This window comes from Cedecea colo (assembly GCF_011808225.1).
GTDB classification, from domain to species: domain Bacteria; phylum Pseudomonadota; class Gammaproteobacteria; order Enterobacterales; family Enterobacteriaceae; genus Dryocola; species Dryocola colo.
In genome coordinates this window covers 161,663-181,346 of sequence record NZ_SOYS01000006.1, presented here as the reverse complement: position 1 = coordinate 181,346, position 19,684 = coordinate 161,663, and the positions used below count along the sequence as shown (strand labels likewise).

The 19,684-nt window shown below is 54.6% G+C and carries 18 protein-coding genes; 12 read left to right on the top strand and 6 right to left on the bottom strand.

The annotated features are described in order from the left end of the window. The first annotated feature begins 10 nt into the window (after nt 1-10). The 7 genes from fliQ to kduD all read left to right on the top strand — a co-directional run bounded on the left by fliQ (nt 11) and on the right by kduD (nt 7,474). On the top strand, nt 11-280 hold the full coding sequence (gene fliQ / locus E2L00_RS14215; RefSeq protein WP_167612700.1) for a flagellar biosynthesis protein FliQ: 270 nt from the start codon (nt 11-13) through the stop codon (nt 278-280). A 2-nt stretch (nt 281-282) separates the two neighbouring features. After that, on the top strand, nt 283-1,068 hold the full coding sequence (gene fliR / locus E2L00_RS14210; protein ID WP_167612698.1) for a flagellar biosynthetic protein FliR: 786 nt from the start codon (nt 283-285) through the stop codon (nt 1,066-1,068). A gap of 71 nt (nt 1,069-1,139) precedes the next feature. Beyond that, nucleotides 1,140-1,346, top strand: a complete 207-nt coding sequence (locus E2L00_RS14205) for a hypothetical protein (RefSeq protein WP_167612696.1) — start codon at nt 1,140-1,142, stop codon at nt 1,344-1,346. 1 nt (nt 1,347) lies between these two features. Beyond that, nucleotides 1,348-1,947 (top strand): methyl-accepting chemotaxis protein, encoded by a 600-nt coding sequence (locus E2L00_RS14200; protein WP_167612863.1) that lies wholly within the window; start codon nt 1,348-1,350, stop codon nt 1,945-1,947. 385 nt (nt 1,948-2,332) lie between these two features. Then, entirely contained in the window at nt 2,333-4,687 is a 2,355-nt protein-coding gene (locus tag E2L00_RS14195; RefSeq protein WP_167612694.1) for a membrane-bound PQQ-dependent dehydrogenase, glucose/quinate/shikimate family, read from the top strand. A 306-nt stretch (nt 4,688-4,993) separates the two neighbouring features. Further along, a complete protein-coding gene (locus E2L00_RS14190) occupies nt 4,994-6,175 on the top strand; it encodes an acetyl-CoA C-acetyltransferase (RefSeq protein ID WP_167612692.1) in 1,182 nt (393 codons plus the stop codon). 537 nt (nt 6,176-6,712) lie between these two features. Next, entirely contained in the window at nt 6,713-7,474 is a 762-nt protein-coding gene (kduD, locus tag E2L00_RS14185; RefSeq protein ID WP_167612690.1) for a 2-dehydro-3-deoxy-D-gluconate 5-dehydrogenase KduD, read from the top strand. 187 nt (nt 7,475-7,661) lie between these two features. On the opposite strand, the gene E2L00_RS14180 is transcribed toward kduD, so the two are convergent. Beyond that, nucleotides 7,662-7,985, bottom strand: a complete 324-nt coding sequence (locus E2L00_RS14180; protein ID WP_167612688.1) for a cupin domain-containing protein — start codon at nt 7,983-7,985, stop codon at nt 7,662-7,664. 162 nt (nt 7,986-8,147) lie between these two features. Between E2L00_RS14180 and E2L00_RS14175 the strand changes: the two genes are divergently transcribed. Together E2L00_RS14175 and E2L00_RS14170 are read left to right on the top strand one after the other, a co-directional pair. Continuing rightward, nucleotides 8,148-8,846, top strand: a complete 699-nt coding sequence (locus tag E2L00_RS14175; protein ID WP_167612687.1) for an aspartate/glutamate racemase — start codon at nt 8,148-8,150, stop codon at nt 8,844-8,846. Nucleotides 8,847-9,051: 205 nt separating this feature from the next. Then, on the top strand, nt 9,052-10,218 hold the full coding sequence (locus E2L00_RS14170; RefSeq protein ID WP_167612685.1) for an MFS transporter: 1,167 nt from the start codon (nt 9,052-9,054) through the stop codon (nt 10,216-10,218). A gap of 1 nt (nt 10,219) precedes the next feature. Here the strand turns inward: E2L00_RS14170 and E2L00_RS14165 are convergent, their stop codons facing one another. Beyond that, on the bottom strand, nt 10,220-11,143 hold the full coding sequence (locus tag E2L00_RS14165) for a LysR family transcriptional regulator (RefSeq protein ID WP_167612683.1): 924 nt from the start codon (nt 11,141-11,143) through the stop codon (nt 10,220-10,222). 142 nt (nt 11,144-11,285) lie between these two features. Between E2L00_RS14165 and lysA the strand changes: the two genes are divergently transcribed. Further along, nucleotides 11,286-12,548: a diaminopimelate decarboxylase gene (gene lysA / locus E2L00_RS14160; RefSeq protein ID WP_167612681.1), complete on the top strand. Its 1,263-nt coding sequence runs from the start codon at nt 11,286-11,288 to the stop codon at nt 12,546-12,548. Here the strand turns inward: lysA and E2L00_RS14155 are convergent. The 3 genes from E2L00_RS14155 to E2L00_RS14145 all read right to left on the bottom strand — a co-directional run bounded on the left by E2L00_RS14155 (nt 12,540) and on the right by E2L00_RS14145 (nt 15,164). After that, nucleotides 12,540-13,571: a LacI family DNA-binding transcriptional regulator gene (locus E2L00_RS14155; protein WP_167612861.1), complete on the bottom strand. Its 1,032-nt coding sequence runs from the start codon at nt 13,569-13,571 to the stop codon at nt 12,540-12,542. The genes lysA and E2L00_RS14155 overlap by 9 nt on opposite strands. A 157-nt stretch (nt 13,572-13,728) precedes the next feature. Continuing rightward, nucleotides 13,729-14,736: an HTH-type transcriptional regulator GalR gene (galR, locus tag E2L00_RS14150; protein WP_167612679.1), complete on the bottom strand. Its 1,008-nt coding sequence runs from the start codon at nt 14,734-14,736 to the stop codon at nt 13,729-13,731. Nucleotides 14,737-14,996: 260 nt separating this feature from the next. After that, entirely contained in the window at nt 14,997-15,164 is a 168-nt protein-coding gene (locus E2L00_RS14145) for a hypothetical protein (RefSeq protein ID WP_167612677.1), read from the bottom strand. 58 nt (nt 15,165-15,222) lie between these two features. Here E2L00_RS14145 and aas point away from each other — a divergent pair, with 58 nt between their 5' ends. Together aas and lplT are read left to right on the top strand one after the other, a co-directional pair. Further along, nucleotides 15,223-17,373 (top strand): bifunctional acyl-ACP--phospholipid O-acyltransferase/long-chain-fatty-acid--ACP ligase, encoded by a 2,151-nt coding sequence (gene aas / locus E2L00_RS14140; RefSeq protein ID WP_167612675.1) that lies wholly within the window; start codon nt 15,223-15,225, stop codon nt 17,371-17,373. Continuing rightward, nucleotides 17,366-18,562 (top strand): lysophospholipid transporter LplT, encoded by a 1,197-nt coding sequence (lplT, locus tag E2L00_RS14135; RefSeq protein ID WP_167612673.1) that lies wholly within the window; start codon nt 17,366-17,368, stop codon nt 18,560-18,562. Before aas ends, lplT begins: the two co-directional genes overlap by 8 nt. A 43-nt stretch (nt 18,563-18,605) precedes the next feature. On the opposite strand, the gene E2L00_RS14130 is transcribed toward lplT, so the two are convergent. Next, on the bottom strand, nt 18,606-19,646 hold the full coding sequence (locus E2L00_RS14130) for an NADP(H)-dependent aldo-keto reductase (RefSeq protein WP_167612671.1): 1,041 nt from the start codon (nt 19,644-19,646) through the stop codon (nt 18,606-18,608). Nucleotides 19,647-19,684 lie beyond the last annotated feature (38 nt).

Below are 19,684 nucleotides of genomic sequence, written 5' to 3'. Positions count from 1 at the left end.
CCGGTAAACAATGACCCCAGAAAGCGTAATGGCGTTGGGATTTCAGGCGGTGAAGGTTGGCCTGATGGTGGCGGCCCCCATGCTGATGGTGGCGCTCTTCACGGGGCTTCTCATTAGTATTCTCCAGGCATCCACGCAGATAAACGAAATGACGCTCTCCTTTATTCCTAAAATACTGGCTATCGTTCTGGTGGTGATTATCCTCGGCCCCTGGATGCTCAGTATTTTTCTCGACTATATGCGATCGTTGTTTAACAGCCTGCCTTATATAATCGGATAGCTATGTACACCCTGTCCGTTGAAAGCCTCTATTTTCAAATCAGTCATCTGTTTTGGCCAGCGTTAAGAGTCCTTGCTCTGTTCAGTACCGCCCCCATTTTTAGCGGCAAAGAATTAAACAAAAAGGCCAAAGTAGCGCTGGCGCTGTGCATCGCTTTTTTAATCGGACAAAATTTGCCAGACAGCCATATTAGTATTTTTTCCTGGCAGGGCTTCGGAGTGGCGGCACAGCAGCTAATCATTGGGGCTGCGATGGGGTTGACGGTACAGCTTATCTTCGTGACGGTACGAACCGCCGGGGAAATTATCGGCCTGCAAATGGGGCTTTCCTTTGCAACATTCTTCGATCCTTCCGGTGGGCAAAATATGCCCATCATCGCCAGGATAATAAACCTTCTGGCAACCTTGCTTTTTTTAGCCTGCGACGGGCACTTGTGGATGCTGACCATTCTTGCCCAGAGCTTTGAAGTCTTGCCAGTCGGTGGTGTTTCGCTGCATGCGGAAGGATTTTATTATCTGGTGCGGATGGCGGGATTAATATTTCGCTGTGGACTCATGCTGGGACTTCCTGTTGTTACCCTGCTGCTGGCAATTAACTTTACGCTCGGGTTGCTCAATCGCTTAACGCCACAGCTTTCTATTTTTGTCATTGGCTTCCCGCTGACGCTGACGGTGGGTATGGGCGCGCTGATGCTGGAAATGTATACCCTGGCCCCTTTTGTTGAAAATCTTTTAACGGCTATATTTAATCATCTTTCGCGCATCATTATTTTATTTTCGGGCGGATAATATTTAATCTATTTTCTCTTTAATAATCTGCGCGTAACGAAATAGGCGCGATGATGGAATGCTTGCAGAGCATGAATATATTGCTGAGCAACATGAGCTCTTCGGTACGTACTACCTCAGAGTCGATCAGCGCTAACGCGGCGAAATCGATCGCGGTAATGAAAATCTGGCATCCCGCACCGATCAACAGGCCAGCGCGCTCCAGCAACCCGCTGCAAGTATGGAAGAAATCAAAACCACCGTTTCCAGCAACGCTGAAAATGCACGTCGGCAAATAAACTGGCCTGGCAGGCGCAGGCTACTGCCAATAACGGCGCTGTGGTGATGCATAACCTAGTCGCCAACATGGAGAAGATGTCGCTCAGCGCCATGCAAATCGCTGAGATCAACAGCGTTATCGACGGGATTGCAAATCAGACCAATATTCTGGCGCTGAATGCGGCGGTGGCAGCCGCACGAGCCGGCGAGCAGGACCGGGGTTTTGCCGTTGTCGCCGCCGGAGTTCGCAAGCTGGCTAAGCGCAGCGCTGACGCAGCGAAAGAGATAAGCCAGTTGATTAATGAGTCGGTTAAATACGTCGATGACGGCGCAAAACTTATGGAAACTGCCGACAAGACGATGACGGATATCGTGACTTCTTTGTCCCATGCCAGCAAAATCATGGAGGAAATTACCCAGGCGTTCGAAGAACAGAGCACCGGCGTTGGGCAAATTGCCACGGCCGTTAACGAAATGGATCTGACGACGCAGCAGAACGCTTCTTTTGTAGAAGAATTATCCCGGATGACGCATAAAGTGAACGCTCAGGGCCTTGAGCTGTTAAAAACGGTATCCCTGTTCCAGCTCAGTCCGGCTGGCCAGAAACCCCAGCAGAACTAGCGACAGTCGATAACTGAACCCTGATATCGTTACCTATAGATAAGACACCTGACTACTCCATAGCAGGAGGCTTATCTGCTTTTTACAGCTAAGCTTTTTCCGTCTTTTGGCCGACCCTACTCTACCTTCCTGAGTTTCGCCGCCCACCCTTTGCCTCGTTTAAAATATCGTTAAGTTTTTTTCAATAGCACATGAGTTGTTAATTATATTAATTCATTGTTGGTATAATTTAGAGCGGCACTTAACAAGAAATACACAAATTAAGCGCTTTTAAAAACAACGTATGTTTATTAAATCACAAGGTAAACAGGAAGTTAGTTTTCCCGTCGGCTGTGCCTGTGGTGGAAAACGCGTTGTCTGCGGAATAATTTATTGAGGATGTTTAATGATCAGAAATATCACCGGTATCGTAATAGCCCTTATCGGGCTGGCGATGCTCTATATGGGTGGGAAACTCCTGTTTTTGGGAGGTAGCGTATTTTATGCGCTAATGGCTGTTGGATTACTGATTACGGCCATCCTGCTGTTTATGAGGAAAAAGTCAGCGTTAAGCTTCTATGCCCTATTAATGTGGATAACCCTGTTCTGGACTATCTGGGAAGTCGGTTTTGATAAATGGCAATGGATCCCTCGCGGCGATGTGTTCGGCCTGATCGGTTTATGGTTAGCGCTTCCATGGATAGTACGTCCGCTGACCCAGGCACAGCGCCGTTTTCATCCATTCCTCGGTGGCACCGTTATCTTTATGATTATCGTGGTCATTGGGCTTTGCTTCTACGATCCGCTTCCTCAGGACGGCACCGTAACCAACGAACGAGTTACCTCTTCAGCCCAGGTCGCCGGTAATGACTGGAGCGCCTATGGCGGGACCGCAAACGGGCTGCGCTTCTCTTCGCTGAATCAAATCACTAAAGATAACGTGAAGGATCTGGAGGTTGCCTGGACATATAAAACAGGCGATATACGTAAAGGTGACGATGCCAGCGAATACACTTTTGAAGCAACCCCGCTTAAAGTAAACGGTATGCTTTATTTCTGTACCGCGCATAATGAAGTCCACGCGCTTGATCCAGAAACCGGTAAGGTGAAATGGAAGTTCACTCCTGAACAGGATCGCTCCTATCTTCAGCAGCACCAGACGTGTCGTGGCGTAAGCTATTTTGAAGCAAAAGGGAATGAAGTTTCAGCTCAACCGACGGCGGCAATCTGCCGTAAGCGCATTTTTGACGCCGCGACTGACGGTAAACTGGTCGCCCTGGATGCCGACACCGGTAAACCTTGCGCCGACTTTGGCCAGAACGGCATTGTCGATTTACATACCAATATGGGCAAACTGCGCTCTCATGCGCTGATGCAGACCGCAGCGCCGTTGGTTGCAGGCGATCTGGTCATCGTTGGCGGCTCGGTAATGGATAACGGCTACAATAAAGGAAATCCATCCGGGGTTATCCGCGCCTATGATACGACTACCGGGCGCCTGGTGTGGAATTTTGATCCGGCGAATCCTGACAATACCCAGCCTGTTCCGGCAGGGGTAAATTATCCGTATGACACGCCTGTGGCCTGGGCTACGCTGAGCGCGGATCTGAAAAATGGTCTGGTTTATGTGCCTTTTGGTAACGCTTCCCCGGATGAGCTGGGCATTGGCCGCGATGACAGTAGCAATAGCGAGAAATTCCGTGATGCGCTGGTAGCGCTGGATCTGAAAACCGGGGCTTTAAAATGGCGCTATCAGACCGCTAACCACGATTTGTGGGATCGCGATAATCCGTCCCAGGCCTCGCTGCTGGATATTGATTACCAGGGGCAAAAACAGCCAGTCGTTATCCTGCCGACCAAAACCGGTAATTTGTTCGTACTCAACCGTCTGACCGGGAAACCCGTTTATCCGGTGCAGCAGGTGAAGGTGTCTACTAAAGGCGTGCCGGGAGAAAACTATGCGGCGACGCAGCCGGTCTCTGCGCTGAACTTCATTCCAGAGCCGTTAACTGAAAAATCGATGTGGGGCGTTACGCCATTCGATCAGATGAGCTGCCGCGCAACCTTCCGCTCACTGCGCTACGATGGCAACCCATGGACGCCGGCTACCGAGCAGGGTTCCCTGGTATTCCCGGGCAATATCGGCGTATTTAACTGGGGTTCGGTGGCGATAGATCCGCAGCGTCAGATGCTGGTGGCTGCGCCTGTCCGCCTGGCTTATAAATATACGCTGATTAAGCGTACGCCTGAGACACAGACCAAACGCATGTTCACCGATGAGAATACGCCATACTGGAATGAAAACTTCCAGGGTGATTACGCGATTCACATTCAGCAGCTTGCCTCCGATCTGGGGATCCCGTGCATTGCGCCGCCGCTGGGTCGCATGGTGGGCGTTGATTTAAAAACGGGTAAAACTACCTGGCTGCGCCGCGTGGGGACGACCAAAAACCTGAAAACGACCTTCCTGCCGGGCCTCTTCCCTATAGGCTTCCCGATGGGAATGGTTGCGCACGGCGGCCCGCTGACAACTGCTGGTGATGTGGTATTCCATGGTGCGACGGCCGATAACTTCTTCCGCGCCTATGATAGCACCACCGGTAAGCTGCTATGGCAGACGGAGTTGACGGCAGGAGCACAGGCAACGCCTTCTACCTATATGGGTAAAGATGGCAAACAGTATGTGGTCATCGCTGCCGGCGGGCACGGTTCGCTCGGTACAAAACTCGGTGATACTGTGGTTGCGTTCCGCCTGAAATAGTCATTAACATACTGGCCTCTGCACAATTCAGGCAGAGGCCAGCTTCCTTCATTCCAGCCGTACCCCGACGTATCTCACCGCGTTGATTCCCACCGTTATTAAATTGTGATGATGTTCACTGGTTGCGAAGAAATATCCGCAGGCGAAGTGGCGGGTTACTTAGCGTATCCTAATGATTTTATTGTTTATTCTTCTGAATGGTGACGTTTTAAATATAACGTTCTACAAAAAACGAAATTAACAAATAATTAATATTAACTCATGATATGCGCACTCAGGGTCAGGCGGACGTGTTGCGGAGATGCGATGAAAGATGTGGTGATTGTTGGGGCAGCCCGGACCCCGATTGGCTGTTTCCAGGGAGCGCTTTCCCCACGCAGCGCGGCAGAACTAGGCAGTGCGGTGGTAAAAGCGCTGCTTGAACGTAGCGGCGTGAGCGAGCAGGAGATCGACGAGGTCATTCTGGGCCAGGTATTAACCGCCGGAGCCGGGCAAAACCCGGCGCGACAAACGGCGCTAAACAGCGGCCTGCCCTGGTCTGTCTCGGCCATTACCATCAATGACGTCTGCGGCTCCGGCTTAAAAGCGCTGCATCTTGCCACCCAGGCTATTCAGTGCGGTGAAGCGGATGTGGTTATCGCGGGCGGTCAGGAAAATATGAGCCGCGCCCCGCATGTCTTAGCCAACAGCCGAACCGGCGCGGCGCTGGGCAACAGCCAGCTTATCGACAGCCTGGTTCACGATGGCCTGTGGGACGCGTTTAACGATTACCATATGGGCGTGACGGCAGAAAACCTCGCCCGTGAATATGGCATAAGTCGTGAAAGCCAGGACGCCTTCGCGCTCGCTTCACAGCAAAAAGCGCGGGCGGCTATTGATTCAGGGCGGTTCAGAGATGAAATTGTCCCGGTTGCCGTAGAGCTGCGTACGGGCGGGACTTTGCTTGTTGATACCGACGAGCAGCCGCGCACCGACGCCAGCGCCGAAGCGCTGGCGCGTCTTATTCCAGCCTTTGAGGCCGAAGGCAGCGTCACTGCCGGAAACGCTTCGTCTATTAATGACGGCGCCGCAGCGGTGCTAATGATGAGCGCGGCAAAAGCGGCAGAGCTGAACCTCCCGGTGCTGGCGCGCATTCGCGCTTTTGCCAGCGTCGGCGTCGATCCTGCGCTGATGGGAATTGCCCCGGTTACGGCCACGCGGCGCTGCCTGGAGCGTGCAGGCTGGTCGCTGAATGAGCTGGATTTAATCGAGGCGAACGAGGCCTTCGCGGCGCAGGCGCTTTCCGTGGGCAAAATGCTGGAATGGGACGAGCGTAAAGTGAACGTAAACGGTGGAGCGATAGCGCTGGGCCATCCGATTGGCGCGTCCGGCTGCCGGATTCTGGTTTCGCTGGTGCATGAAATGGTCAAGCGCGATGCGAAAAAAGGCCTGGCAACCTTGTGTATCGGCGGCGGGCAGGGTGTGGCGCTGGCCATTGAACGTGACTGATTAATCTTCTGGTTGTTTCCTTTCCTCAGGCGCTTACCGGTTCCCGGCAGGCGCTTTTATTTGCGCCATATTTCACAACGTATACGCATCGCCACATCGCCCGAAGCTGACAGCGGAGGCTCTTTGTTTGCTTTTTTTCGCATAAAAAGCCCTCCGCGAGAAAGGGCCAGGTCCGTTACGGAATTCGCAACTTGTCGGGCAGCAATCAGCGCCGGATTAGCCGTCATTCAGGCGATATACAGCACCGGTGTGCCGTCTTTGTCGGAGCTGAACAAAGCGGCGCTATCGTCCGGGCCTGAAGCGCAATTTTATACGGGTAATCGTGATCCCATTATCAAATCCAGCAAATAATCGCATTAAAATGAAACGTTGTTTTAATCCTAATTGAAATGCAGTTTCAATATGCTTAGTATAAGAACATCAAAGCTCACAGAACGTTGCTTTCACCTTAAGACCTTCCTGTAAAGGTGTGCTTATTGCGTGAACCTATTTTTCCAGAAACGCCTGCTGCGCGGGCCTGAATAAAAGGAAACCTCCATGATTCTGGATTCATTCTCCCTACAGGGTAAAGTGGCCGTGGTGTCTGGCTGTGATACTGGCCTGGGCCAGGGCATGGCGCTCGGACTTGCGCAGGCCGGCTGTGACATTGTGGGTATCAACATCGTTGAGCCAACGGAAACCATCGAACGCGTTACCGATCTGGGCCGCCGTTTTCTGAGCCTGACTGCTGACTTGCGCAAGATCGACGGCATTCCAGCCCTGCTGGATCGCGCGGTTGCCGAGTTTGGTCATATTGATATCCTGGTGAATAACGCGGGCCTGATTCGTCGCGAGGACGCTATCGAATTCAGCGAGCAAAACTGGGACGACGTGATGAATATTAATATCAAGAGCGTATTCTTTATGTCGCAGGCTGCGGCGAAGCATTTTATTGCCCAGGGCAACGGCGGCAAGATCGTAAATATCGCCTCCATGCTCTCCTTCCAGGGCGGGATTCGGGTGCCTTCTTACACCGCGTCGAAAAGCGCGGTCATGGGCGTGACCCGCTTGCTGGCGAACGAGTGGGCGAAACACGGCATCAACGTGAACGCTATCGCTCCGGGCTATATGGCGACCAACAATACCCAGCAACTGCGTGCCGACGAGCAGCGCAGCAGTGAGATCCTGGGCCGTATTCCGGCGGGCCGCTGGGGGTTGCCGGACGATCTGATGGGGCCGATTGTATTCCTGGCTTCCAGCGCTTCTGACTACGTCAACGGTTATACCGTGGCCGTAGATGGCGGCTGGCTGGCGCGTTAATCCAGTTACTCTTCTATAGCGAGTGGCGCTGTGCCACCCGCTACCCCTTCTAAAGCGTAGTTTCGGGTGGGGTCAACCAGAGACATAATGCTTTGTTGTTAAAAAGTACCGGAAAATAACTTTTAACAGCTGTGGGGGCTGTCAGCAGGCTCAAACGGCTTCCTGCGGAACCGTTATCATTGGCAGCCTACTTTAGAAAATCTTCACGGACTGGCGTGAAGGTATCCAGCAGCGTGCCTGCCGCCAGGCATACGCAGCCGTGCATCACATGCGGCTCTTTATACAGCGTATCACCCGCCTTTACCCGGTGAACTTCTTCGCCAATGGTGAACTCGAACTCACCGGACAGCACGTAAGTTAGCTGCTCGTGCGGATGGTTATGCATGGGACCCACAGCACCCGTTTCGAAGTTAACCTGAACCGCCATCATTTTCCCGCCGTGCGCCAGAATGCGACGGCTTACGCCTGCGCCGAGATCGTCAAGCGTAGTGTCTTTAAAAAAGGTAAACATTCGCGGCTCCTTATCTGTGTGAAACATTGTTTCATTTTTAATCGTATCGCGAAATAGATCTTTGCGATAGCTCGCCGCTGATAATTGTTGCGGGAATCACGCTTTCATTGGCCGGCGAACCTCTGCTATAACCAGCAAACGGTCATGAAAAGGTAAGCAAAAATGAAAACGATAGGCCTGATTGGCGGCATGAGCTGGGAATCTACTATTCCTTATTACCGCCTGATCAATGAGGGCGTGAAGGCGCGTCTGGGCGGGCTGCACTCGGCGAAAATTATCCTGCACAGCGTGGACTTTCATGAAATTGAAGCCTGCCAGTCCAGCGGGGAGTGGGATAAAGCGGGAGCGATGCTGGCGGATGCCGCTCTGGGGCTACAGAAAGCGGGTGCGGAAGGCATAGTGCTGTGTACGAATACCATGCACAAAGTGGCGGACCATATTGAATCACGCTGCGGTTTACCGTTCCTGCATATCGCGGACGCGACCGGCAGAGCGATTGCTGCGCAGGGCGTAAGCAAGGTGGCGCTGCTGGGCACGCGTTACACGATGGAGCAGGATTTTTATCGCGGTCGTTTAAGCGCGGAATTTGGCATTGAATCATTGATTCCGCCTGAGCCGCAGCGTCTGCGCATCAACCAGATTATTTTTGCAGAGCTATGCCTCGGTAAAATTACCGCTGCATCGAAACGCTATTATCAGCAGGCGATCGCGGACCTTCAGCAGCAGGGCGCAGAGGGCGTGATTTTCGGCTGCACGGAAATTGGCCTGCTGCTGCAACAGCAGGATTGTCCGCTTCCCGTGTTCGATACGGCGGCAATTCATGCTGAAGATGCCGTCAACTTTATGCTCGGTAAACAGTAATTTTTTCTTTGCCGCTTCAGGGAATTAAGGGGTAAATAAGCTTATCCTTACGGCGCGCTGGGTTTACCCGGCCGCATTCTGTGTTATAAATTTGTTAAGCAGCGCACATTATTTCAATAAGCTGCACCTCTGAAGTCCCCACGAATCTGGCGGCCGAGCTCAGGCTCTTCCGCCTTTTGTCATTTTTACAACCGGGAGTTATTCCATGCCTGTTTCCTTACTGGCGTTGGCGATGAGTGCGTTTGCCATCGGCACGACGGAGTTCGTTATTATGGGCCTGCTGCCCGACGTAGCCGGGGATCTTCATATTTCTATTCCTACCGCCGGCTGGTTAATCAGCGGCTATGCGCTGGGCGTGGCGATTGGCGCACCGATCATGGCGCTGCTGACCGCGCGGCTACCGCGCAAACTTTCGCTGGTGCTGCTGATGGTGATATTTATCATCGGAAATCTGCTGTGCGCCGCGGCGATTTCTTATCATTTCCTGATGCTGGCGCGCATTATTACCGCCCTTTGCCACGGGGCTTTCTTCGGCATTGGCGCCGTGGTAGCGGCAAGCCTCGTGGCGCCCAACCGCAAGGCTTCGGCAGTGGCGCTGATGTTTACCGGTTTAACCCTTGCCAACGTCCTCGGCGTGCCGATTGGCACCTGGTTTGGACAAATGTACGGCTGGCGCTCTACTTTCTGGGGCGTGGCGGCGATTGGCGTGATTGCGTTTATCGCGCTGATTGTCAGCCTGCCTGCGCAAAAAGATGAAGCGCCAACGGATTTAAAACGCGAGGTAAGCGCGCTGGGCAACGGCAAGCTGTGGCTTTCGCTGTCGATGACGGTCTTCTTTGCCGCAGCAATGTTCGCGCTGTTTAGCTACGTGGCGCCGATGCTGTTGCAGGTGACGGGCATTACGCACCAGGGCGTGAGCTGGACGCTGTTCCTGATGGGCGCGGGGCTTACCGTGGGGAATATTCTGGGTGGACGTCTGGCCGACTGGAAAGTGTCTGTCAGCCTGACGCTGAGCTTTACCTTTATCGCCGTTTTCTCGCTGCTGTTCCGCTGGACCAGCCACGGCATGTGGCTGGCTGAAATCACGTTGTTTTTATGGGCGATGGCGACGTTTGCTACCGTTCCGGCGCTACAAATCAACGTGGTGCTGCACGGCAAAGATGCGCCAAACCTGGTCTCCACGCTGAATATTGCCGCCTTTAACGTGGGCAACGCGTTAGGCGCGTGGGTGGGCGGTACGGTTATCGATCGCGGTTATGGTTTAACCGCTGTGCCGGTGGCAGCCGCAGGCCTGGCGGTAATTGGGCTGCTAATCTGCCTGATTAACTTCAGCAACGGCACCGGCCATCATCAACCGGCGACCGAACAATAAGTCAGGCGTCGAGCAGCGCATTTAGCGGATCGCTATAAATATGCATGTTGTTATGCAGATGCTCGCTAAAGGCGCTGACCAGCGCGGAGGCGGGGCGGTGCAGGGGGCGAATCAGGCTCACGGTAAAAGGCACCGCCACGCTGAAACGCCGGGCGACAACGCCGCTTGAGGCGTAATCCAGCGCCGTGAGCGGATTAACAACTGAAACGCCCGCACCCGCCCGGACCATCGCGCAAACCGAAGCGGCGCTGTGCGTTTCCACCACCATCCTGCGTTTAACGTCGTGCTCCTGGAAAAGCGCATCCAGAAGCTGTCGGTAGCTGTCGGTGCGCGACAGGCTAATGTAGTTTTCCCCGGCAAAATCCTGCGGCGTCAGCGCATCTTTATGGGCCAGCCGATGTCCGGCGGGCAACACGCAAACTTCGTTTAACGTCAGCAACGTCTGGCGCTCCGTACCCGCGGGCGTGGCGCTATTTTCCGTCAGGCCTAAATCGTGGCGCTGCGCCGAAAGCCACTCCTCAAGCAGCGGAGATTCCTGCGGCACAATATTCAGGCTCAGTTCCGGGTAACGCGCCAGAAAAGGCTGCACCAGCAGCGGCAGGAAAGACTGGGAGAATACCGGCAGGCAGGCGATGGACAGCTCGCCCTGGCGAAACTCACGCAGGCTTTCCGCAGCGTTGACGATTCTGTCCAGCCCATACCACGAGCGCTGCACTTCTTCGAAAAGCCGCAGCCCCTGAACCGTGGGGTGCAGCCTTCCGCGGCTGCGTTCAAATAATTGCAGACCTATAAGTTTCTCAAGGCGAGCCAGCTCGCGACTGACGGTAGGCTGCGAGGTGTGCAGCAGCCCCGCCGCCTCGGTGAGGTTCCCGGCGGTCATCACCGCATGAAAAATTTCAATATGGCGCAGCGTTACGGATGGCATGGTCGGTTCCTTTTCCCCGGACGCCTCTGAAAAGAGGGCGGCTTTCCATATCATATATGAATAGACTTGCCAGAAATCGATATTTTTTCTTCGCTTTGGGCTATGGCGTAATGGACAAAATAATTTAATACCGGAGCCAACCATGCCACGCCCGCTCAATAATACCGACACCGCGCTGAACGCGAAAAACCTGCTGACGCTGCCCGCTGAATTCGGCTGCCCGGTATGGGCTTATGACGCAGAAATTATCCGCCAGCAGATAGCCCAGCTGCGCCAGTTCGACGTGATTCGTTTCGCGCAGAAGGCCTGTTCGAATATTCATATTCTGCGTCTGATGCGCGAGCAGGGCGTGAAGGTGGATTCGGTGTCGCAGGGCGAAATTGAACGAGCGCTGGCGGCGGGCTTCAATCCGCAGGAAAACCCGGACGATATCGTGTTTACCGCCGATATGATCGATGAGGCCACGCTTCGACTGGTGACCGAGCAGCGCATCCCGGTCAATGCCGGTTCGGTTGATATGCTGCAACAGCTCGGCGAGATTTCCGCGGGCCATCGCGTCTGGCTGCGCGTCAATCCTGGCTTTGGTCATGGCCACAGCCAGAAAACCAATACCGGCGGTGAAAACAGCAAACACGGCATCTGGCACGCGGATTTACCGCAGGCGCTGGAGATTATCCAACGCTACAAACTGCGCCTGGTGGGCATTCATATGCACATCGGATCGGGCGTGGATTATGGCCACCTTGAGCGCGTTTGTGGCGCGATGGTGCAGCAGGTTATCGACTTTGGGCAAGATCTGGAGGCCATCTCCGCAGGCGGTGGCCTGTCAATCCCTTACCGTGAAGGCGAAGAGACTATCGATACCAGCCATTATTTTGGCTTGTGGAGTGCTGCACGTGACCAAATCGCTCAGCGACTTGGTCACGCGGTAAAACTTGAAATCGAGCCGGGGCGTTTCCTCGTGGCGGAATCTGGCGTGCTGATAGCCCAGGTGCGTTCCGTGAAGGATATGGGATCGCGCCACTTCGTGCTGATCGACGCCGGTTTTAACGATCTGATGCGCCCGTCTATGTACGGCAGCTATCATCACATTTCAGCCATGGCTGGCGACGGGCGCGACTTAACCACGCAGCCGCTGGTAGAAACCGTCGTTGCCGGGCCATTGTGTGAGTCCGGCGATGTCTTTACCCAGCAGGAAGGCGGCAAAGTTGAAACCCGCGCGCTGCCGCCGGTTAAAGTCGGTGATTATCTGGTCCTGCACGATACGGGGGCTTACGGCGCGTCTATGTCTTCTAACTACAATAGTCGCCCGCTGCTGCCGGAAGTGCTGTTTGATAACGGAGCCGCGCGTTTGATTCGCCGCCGTCAGACTATTGAGGCATTGCTCGCGCTGGAACTATTTTGAGGATTTGCGCCCGCTGCGAAAGTAAGGGCCGGGCGCAACGGATTCACGCAGCACCAGCGTACCCACGAATGGCGGGATCGGTTCAAGATCTTCGCCGTTTGCCAGCTTGATCGCCTGGTCAATGGCGGTGGTTATCATATTATCGATTGGCAGATAGACGGTGGATAACGCGGGCTGGAGCCACTGCGCGCTTGGTGCATCGTCAAAACCAAACAGCGATATATCCTGCGGGATACGAATCCCCGCCTGTTGCAGAGCTTTTGAGGCGCCCAGCGCCATATCGTCGTTACAGGCAAACAGCGCCGTAAAGGGGACGTGGCTTTCCAGCAGCTCCTGGCACAGCTGGTGCCCTACCGTCATGGTGGAGTCGCCGTTTTTCACCCGCTCTTCGTTAAAGCGAATGCCGTGTTTTTGCAAAGCCTTGCGATAGCCCATCAAACGGGCCTGGCCGGTTGGGGTAGAAATAGGCACGGTGATACAGGCAATGTCGCGATGGCCCTGCTGAATTAAATATTCGGTAGCCTGAAACGCCGCATCCTGCTGTTCGAAGAACACGCAGCGTTCCCGCGCCTGGGTTACATCGCGGTTAATTACCACCAGCGGCACGCGAATAGAACCCATCAATGAGATTAACGCCCGCTCTGACATAAAGCGGGTATACAGCACGATGGCGTCACAATGTCTGTCGACCAGCATTTGTACTGCGTCCAGCTCTTTTTGTGGCGTGTCGTGCCCGTCGGTGACGATCAGTTGCTTGCCATGGGCTTCGGTCTGGCGGGACGCCTGCTGCAACAGGCGGCCAAAGTAGAAGCCGTCAAAGGTTGAAACCACTAATCCCACGCTGTTACTGCTGCGGTTGGCAAGCGAGCGTGCCAGGAAATTAGGACGATATCCCAACTCTTCCATGGCCTTAAAGACCTGCTTGCGGGTGCTCTCTTTCACCTGCCCGGTACCGTTCAACACGCGAGATACCGTTGCTTTTGAAACGCCTGCGCGTAGCGAAACATCCAGCATTGTTACCATCGATTCATTCCTGATTAAGTCTTCCGTCGCGATACCGCAGTTCTGACCGCAGTCTAACACAGGTGCCAGAAGGGTAAGATCAGCCATGCGGTTTCATCCACGCAAATGTCTAACCAGGATCACGCTTTTCAACAATGCTCATGAAGCGGCAGGGTATTTACTCCCCCGCAGGCGCCATCACCGAATGACGGCGTACAAGCGTAGGGCTAAAAATATGTGTGGTTTCGGGAAGCGGACGGTTTTCTGCCAGCGCCATCGCCAGTTCTGCGGCCTGAGTCGCCATGGTGACAATCGGGTAGCGCACGGTGGTGAGACGCGGGCGCACATAGCGCGAAATCAGCACGTCATCAAAGCCAATCAGCGAAATTTCCTTCGGCACGTCAATACCGTTATCGTTCAGCACGCCCATTGCCCCGGCGGCCATCGAGTCGTTATAGCTGGCGATAGCAGTAAAGTTTTTACCCCGGCCGAGCAGTTCGGTCATGGCTTGTTCACCGCCGCTTTCATCCGGCTCGCCAAAAGTCACCAGACGATCGTTAATCGGAATGCCGTGCTCTTTTAGCGCGTCGTAATATCCCTGCAGGCGATCCTCCGCATCGGAGATCGGATGGTTTGAACACAGATAGCCGATTTTTTTATGGCCCTGCTGAATCAAATGACGCGTGGCAAGCCAGGCGCCGTAGCGGTCATCCAGCGCCACGCAGCGCTGCTCAAAACCGGGCAGGGTACGATTGATAAGCACCATGCCCGGCATCTGCTTCATTAGCGAAATCAGTTCACTGTCGGGAATTTTTTTTGCATGCACAACCAGCGCGGCGCAGCGGTGGCGAATCAGTTGTTCGATGGCCTGGCGCTCTTTTTGTTCGTTGTGATACCCGTTGCCAATCAGCAGAAAGTTGCCGGTGCGGTAGGCCACCTGTTCAACGGCTTTCACCATTGCGCCAAAGAAGGGGTCGGAGACATCGCCTACAATCAGGCCAATTGTTTCAGTTGTCTGTTGGGCTAACGCGCGGGCATTGGCGTTTGGATGGTAATTAAGCTCCTCCATTGCGCAGGTTACAGCCTGACGCGAAGCATCGCTGGCCTTCGGCGAATCGTTAATTACACGGGACACCGTGGCGACAGAAACGCCTGCCAGCCGTGCTACATCCTTAATCGTCGCCATAAGTCTTATTCCGGTTGGGTAAGCGTTTACACAAACTTAAGTGTTACGGAAAAGCCGCATCACTTCAAGGATGCGATTGCCACCGCACTCGCAAACTGGTGAAAACTATCCGCTTATATGTGTAATAGTTACACGACCGTTTTAGCGGCGTTCAGGCGCAGCGGCAAAATTTGACATGTGACGGATTTTTAATAATTTCAGGCAAAATTTTTGCTTACAGTTTGCAGTGCGCTGTTGCGATTTCGACATGGCGCAAGAGGCTACGCCACTGCTACATTTGTAATCCCAGAGGTATTGATTGGTGAGAATTCTTCGTACGCTGTGCGTACAATTCTTCTTGCACCGACCTGCGCAGATGCGCAGGTTTTTTTTTGGTTTTTTTTCGGGTTTGCCTGTTTACCTTCGCTCGCTCCTGCAAAGTTAGTCATGTACTCTTCAGCCACTACAATTAAGTCTTTGTGCCGATTAACGACAAAGGGAGTTGATATGCTGTTAGGTTTTTTCCGCGCGCTGTTTCGCATTCTGTTTCGGGTGCGCTTAACGGGCGATACCAGAGCGCTCACTTTGCCGCGCGTGCTGATTGTTCCCAACCATGTCTCTTTTATTGACGGCATCCTGCTGGCGCTGTTTTTACCGATTCGCCCGGTCTTTGCCGTCTACTCTTCTATCAGCCAGCAGTGGTATATGCGCTGGCTGAAACCCCTGATCGATTTTGTACCGCTCGACCCGACAAAGCCGATGTCGATTAAACATCTGGTGCGTCTGATAGAGCAGGGGCGTCCGGTGGTTATCTTCCCGGAAGGGCGTATTTCGGTTACCGGCTCGCTGATGAAAATCTACGAAGGTGCGGGTTTTGTGGCCGCTAAAGCGAATGCCACGGTGATCCCGCTGCGTATTGACGGCGCGGAGCTAACCTTCTTTAGCCGGCTGAAAGGCCTGGTAAAACAACGTCTGTTCCCACGTATCAGCCTGCATATCTTACCGCCAACTTCCGTTCCGATGCCGGCTGCCCCGCGAGCCCGCGACCGCCGTAGGATGGCGGGTGAAATGCTGCATCAGATTATGATGGAAGCGCGGATGGCGGTGCGCCCGCGTGAAACGCTGTACGAGGCTTTGCTCGCCGCGCAGTACCGCTATGGCTCGCGAAAAAACTGCATTGAAGACATAAACTTCAAGCCGGACACCTACCGTGCGCTGCTGACTAAGACGCTGTTTGTCGGGCGCATCCTCAATAAGTACAGCGAACCCGGCGAAACCATTGGCCTGATGCTGCCGAACGCGGCAATCAGCGCGGCGGTGATATTCGGCGCATCTTCCCGCGGCCGCATTCCGGCGATGATGAACTACACGGCGGGCGTGAAAGGACTGACCAGCGCCATTACCGCCGCGCAAATTAAAACGGTCTTCACCTCGCGCCAGTTCCTCGACAAAGGCAAGCTGTGGCATCTGCCAGAGCAGTTAGCCCAGGTGCGCTGGGTCTTTCTGGAAGATCTCAAAGGGGCCGTTACCGCCGCCGACAAACTGTGGATCTTTGCGCATCTGTTTGTGCCGCATCTGGCGCAGGTCAAGCAGAAGCCAGAGGATGCCGCGATGGTGCTGTTTACCTCAGGCTCCGAAGGCAATCCAAAAGGCGTGGTGCACAGCCATAAAAGCCTGCTGGCAAACGTCGAGCAGATCCGCACTATTGCGGACTTTACCGCAAACGATCGTTTTATGTCGGCGCTGCCACTGTTCCACTCCTTCGGCCTGACCGTTGGCCTGTTTACGCCGCTGCTGACCGGGGCGGAAGTGTTCCTTTATCCAAGCCCGCTGCATTACCGCGTGGTGCCCGAACTGGTTTATGACCGCAACTGTACGGTGTTGTTCGGTACGTCTACGTTCCTTGGCAACTACGCGCGCTTTGCCAATCCTTATGATTTCTTCCGCCTGCGCTATGTGGTTGCCGGGGCTGAAAAACTGCAGGAGAGCACAAGGCAGCTGTGGCAGGATAAATTCGGCCTGCGCATCCTGGAAGGCTACGGCGTAACTGAATGTGCGCCGGTGGTATCGATTAACGTTCCGATGGCCGCTAAACCGGGCACCGTTGGGCGCATTTTGCCCGCCATGGACGCGCGCCTGCTGGCCGTCCCCGGTATCGAAGAAGGTGGCCGCCTGCAGCTAAAAGGGCCGAATATTATGAACGGTTACCTGCGGGTGGAAAACCCGGGCGTACTTGAAGCGCCAACGGCGGAAAACGCGTTGGGCGAGCTGGAAGCAGGCTGGTACGACACCGGCGATATCGTGAAATTTGACGAACAAGGATTCTGCATTATCCAGGGCCGTGCGAAGCGCTTTGCCAAGATTGCCGGTGAGATGGTCTCGCTGGAAATGGTCGAGCAGGTGGCGCTGGGGGTTTCTCCGGACAAAATGCACGCTACCGTTATTAAGAATGATGCTTCAAAAGGGGAAGCGCTGGTGTTGTTCACCACGGACAGCGAGCTGAACCGTGAAAAACTAACGCGTTACGCTCGTGAACATGGCGTACCGGAGCTGGCCGTGCCGCGTGATATCCGCTTCCTGAAACAGCTACCGGTGCTGGGCAGCGGTAAACCGGACTTCGTTACCCTGAAGGCGCAGCTGGAGGCTGAGGATGCGTAACAACGCGCTAGACGATACCGTCCTGTGGTCAAAAGGGATGAAAGCAGTCACGGCGGCTCAGTTCTTATCCGCCTTTGGCGATAACGCTTTGCTGTTTGCCACGCTTGCGCTCCTTAAACAGCAGTTTTATCCGGACTGGAGCCAGCCGGTGCTGCAAATGGTGTTTGTCGGCGCGTATATCCTGTTTGCTCCTTTCGTGGGGCAGATTGCGGACAGCTTCGCAAAAGGGCGAGTGATGATGTTTGCTAATAGCGTAAAGCTCGCGGGTGCCGCGGTTATCTGTCTGGGACTGAATCCTTTTGTTGGCTATACGCTGGTGGGCATCGGCGCGGCAGCCTACTCGCCGGCGAAGTACGGCATCCTCGGTGAATTAACCACCGGCGATCGTCTGGTAAAAGCTAACGGCATTATGGAGTCTTCTACCATTGCCGCGATCTTACTGGGTTCAATGGCGGGCGGCGTGCTGGCCGACTGGCATGTTCTGGCAGCGCTGGGCGTTTGCGTAATGGTTTATGCGGGCGCGGTGGTTGCCAACGTTTACATTCCGAAACTTGCTCCGGCCCGGCCAGGACAGTCATGGCGCTTTACGCCGATGACCCATAGTTTCTTTACCGCCTGCCGCACGCTGTGGCACAACGGCGAAACGCGTTTCTCTCTCGTCGGCACCAGCTTGTTCTGGGGCGCAGGCGTGACGCTGCGTTTTCTGCTGGTGCTGTGGGTGCCCGTCGCGCTGGGAATAACGGATAACGCCACGCCAACTTATCTGAATGCGATGGTTGCGGTTGGGATAGTCGTGGGTGCGGGCGCTGCGGCGAAGCTGGTAACGCTGGAAACCGTGGCGCGCTGTATGCCTGCCGGGATTTTAATCGGCGCAGGCGTGCTGTTCTTCGCATTGCAGCATGCGCTGCTGCCATCTTACGCATTGCTGATGCTGATTGGCGTACTCGGCGGCTTCTTCGTGGTGCCGCTTAACGCGCTGTTGCAGGAGCGGGGTAAGCAAACCGTCGGGGCAGGCAATGCGATCGCGGTACAGAACCTCGGTGAAAACACCGCGATGTTGCTGATGCTTGGCCTGTATTCGCTGGCGGTGAAAACCGGTGCGCCGATTGTCGGTATTGGCGTCGGGTTTGGCGCGGTGTTTGCGCTGGCGATTAGCGGGCTGTGGGTCTGGCAGAGAAGACAGAAGTAAAAGTCGTTTTATTCCCTCCCCATAAGGAGAGGGAATAGTCAAATCAAGGGGCAGGATAGGTGTAAACGCGATGCACCGCTTCCAGCTCCTCAATAACCTCTTCGCTTAATTCCAGATGCAGGCTTTCAAGATTTGTTTTTAGCTGATCAAGCGTCGTTGCGCCCAGCAGCGTGCTGGCGACGAACGGTTGACGGCGCACAAACGCCAGCGCCATCTGAGCCGGATCCAGATTGTGGCGCTTAGCTACATCCACATAGGCGGCAACCGCCAGCTGGGCCTGTTCACCGCTGTAGCGGGTAAAGCGGCTAAAGAGCGTATTACGTGCGCCGACAGGCTTCGCGCCGTTCAGGTATTTTCCCGTTAGCGTGCCGAAGGCCAGGCAGGAATAGGCAAGCAGTTCAACGCCTTCGCGCTGAGTTATCTCCGCCAGGCCCACTTCAAAGCTGCGATTCACCAGGCTGTACGGATTCTGAATAGTGACAATGCGCGGCAGATCGTGCTTTTCCGCCAGATGTAGATAGCGCATCACGCCCCATGGCGTTTCGTTCGACACGCCGATATAGCGAATCTTTCCGGCTCGTTGAAACTCCGCCAGGGCTTCCAGCGTTTCCAGCAGCGTAACGGGAACCGCGTTATCCGTCCAGGTGTAACCTAGTTTGCCGAAGCAGTTGGTGGCGCGCTGCGGCCAGTGAATCTGATAAAGATCCAGGTAATCGGTTTGCAGGCGTTTCAGGCTGGCGTCCAGCGCGTCGCGAATATTCCTGCGATCCAGAATCTGGTTAGGACGGATACCCGCATCGTTGTTACGGCTCGGCCCGCTGACTTTGGAGGCGACGATAAGCTTATCGCGATTGCCGCTTTTTTTAAGCCAGTTGCCGACGTAGGTTTCGGTCAGGCCCTGGGTTTCCGGGCGCGGCGGGACGGGGTACATTTCGGCGACATCAATCAGGTTCACGCCCTGGCTGACGGCGTAATCGAGTTGAGCGTGGGCATCGGCTTCGCTGTTTTGTTCACCGAACGTCATGGTTCCCAGCCCCAGCGTACTAATCTCAAGTGAGCTATGGGGAATACGATGATAGTGCATTGCCGGCTTCCTTATTCTTCTACCAGACCACATCAGGC

Excerpts from the sequence above, each read along its gene's own strand:
- fliQ (WP_167612700.1), top strand. The coding sequence starts at position 11 with ATGACCCCAGAAAGCGTAATGGCGTTGGGATTTCAGGCGGTGAAGGTT.
- fliR (WP_167612698.1), top strand. The coding sequence starts at position 283 with ATGTACACCCTGTCCGTTGAAAGCCTCTATTTTCAAATCAGTCATCTG.
- E2L00_RS14205 (WP_167612696.1), top strand. The coding sequence starts at position 1,140 with ATGAATATATTGCTGAGCAACATGAGCTCTTCGGTACGTACTACCTCA.
- E2L00_RS14195 (WP_167612694.1), top strand. The coding sequence starts at position 2,333 with ATGATCAGAAATATCACCGGTATCGTAATAGCCCTTATCGGGCTGGCG.
- E2L00_RS14190 (WP_167612692.1), top strand. The coding sequence starts at position 4,994 with ATGAAAGATGTGGTGATTGTTGGGGCAGCCCGGACCCCGATTGGCTGT.
- kduD (WP_167612690.1), top strand. The coding sequence starts at position 6,713 with ATGATTCTGGATTCATTCTCCCTACAGGGTAAAGTGGCCGTGGTGTCT.
- E2L00_RS14180 (WP_167612688.1), bottom strand. The coding sequence starts at position 7,985 with ATGTTTACCTTTTTTAAAGACACTACGCTTGACGATCTCGGCGCAGGC.
- E2L00_RS14175 (WP_167612687.1), top strand. The coding sequence starts at position 8,148 with ATGAAAACGATAGGCCTGATTGGCGGCATGAGCTGGGAATCTACTATT.
- E2L00_RS14170 (WP_167612685.1), top strand. The coding sequence starts at position 9,052 with ATGCCTGTTTCCTTACTGGCGTTGGCGATGAGTGCGTTTGCCATCGGC.
- E2L00_RS14165 (WP_167612683.1), bottom strand. The coding sequence starts at position 11,143 with ATGCCATCCGTAACGCTGCGCCATATTGAAATTTTTCATGCGGTGATG.
- lysA (WP_167612681.1), top strand. The coding sequence starts at position 11,286 with ATGCCACGCCCGCTCAATAATACCGACACCGCGCTGAACGCGAAAAAC.
- E2L00_RS14155 (WP_167612861.1), bottom strand. The coding sequence starts at position 13,571 with ATGGTAACAATGCTGGATGTTTCGCTACGCGCAGGCGTTTCAAAAGCA.
- galR (WP_167612679.1), bottom strand. The coding sequence starts at position 14,736 with ATGGCGACGATTAAGGATGTAGCACGGCTGGCAGGCGTTTCTGTCGCC.
- E2L00_RS14145 (WP_167612677.1), bottom strand. The coding sequence starts at position 15,164 with ATGACTAACTTTGCAGGAGCGAGCGAAGGTAAACAGGCAAACCCGAAA.
- aas (WP_167612675.1), top strand. The coding sequence starts at position 15,223 with ATGCTGTTAGGTTTTTTCCGCGCGCTGTTTCGCATTCTGTTTCGGGTG.
- lplT (WP_167612673.1), top strand. The coding sequence starts at position 17,366 with ATGCGTAACAACGCGCTAGACGATACCGTCCTGTGGTCAAAAGGGATG.
- E2L00_RS14130 (WP_167612671.1), bottom strand. The coding sequence starts at position 19,646 with ATGCACTATCATCGTATTCCCCATAGCTCACTTGAGATTAGTACGCTG.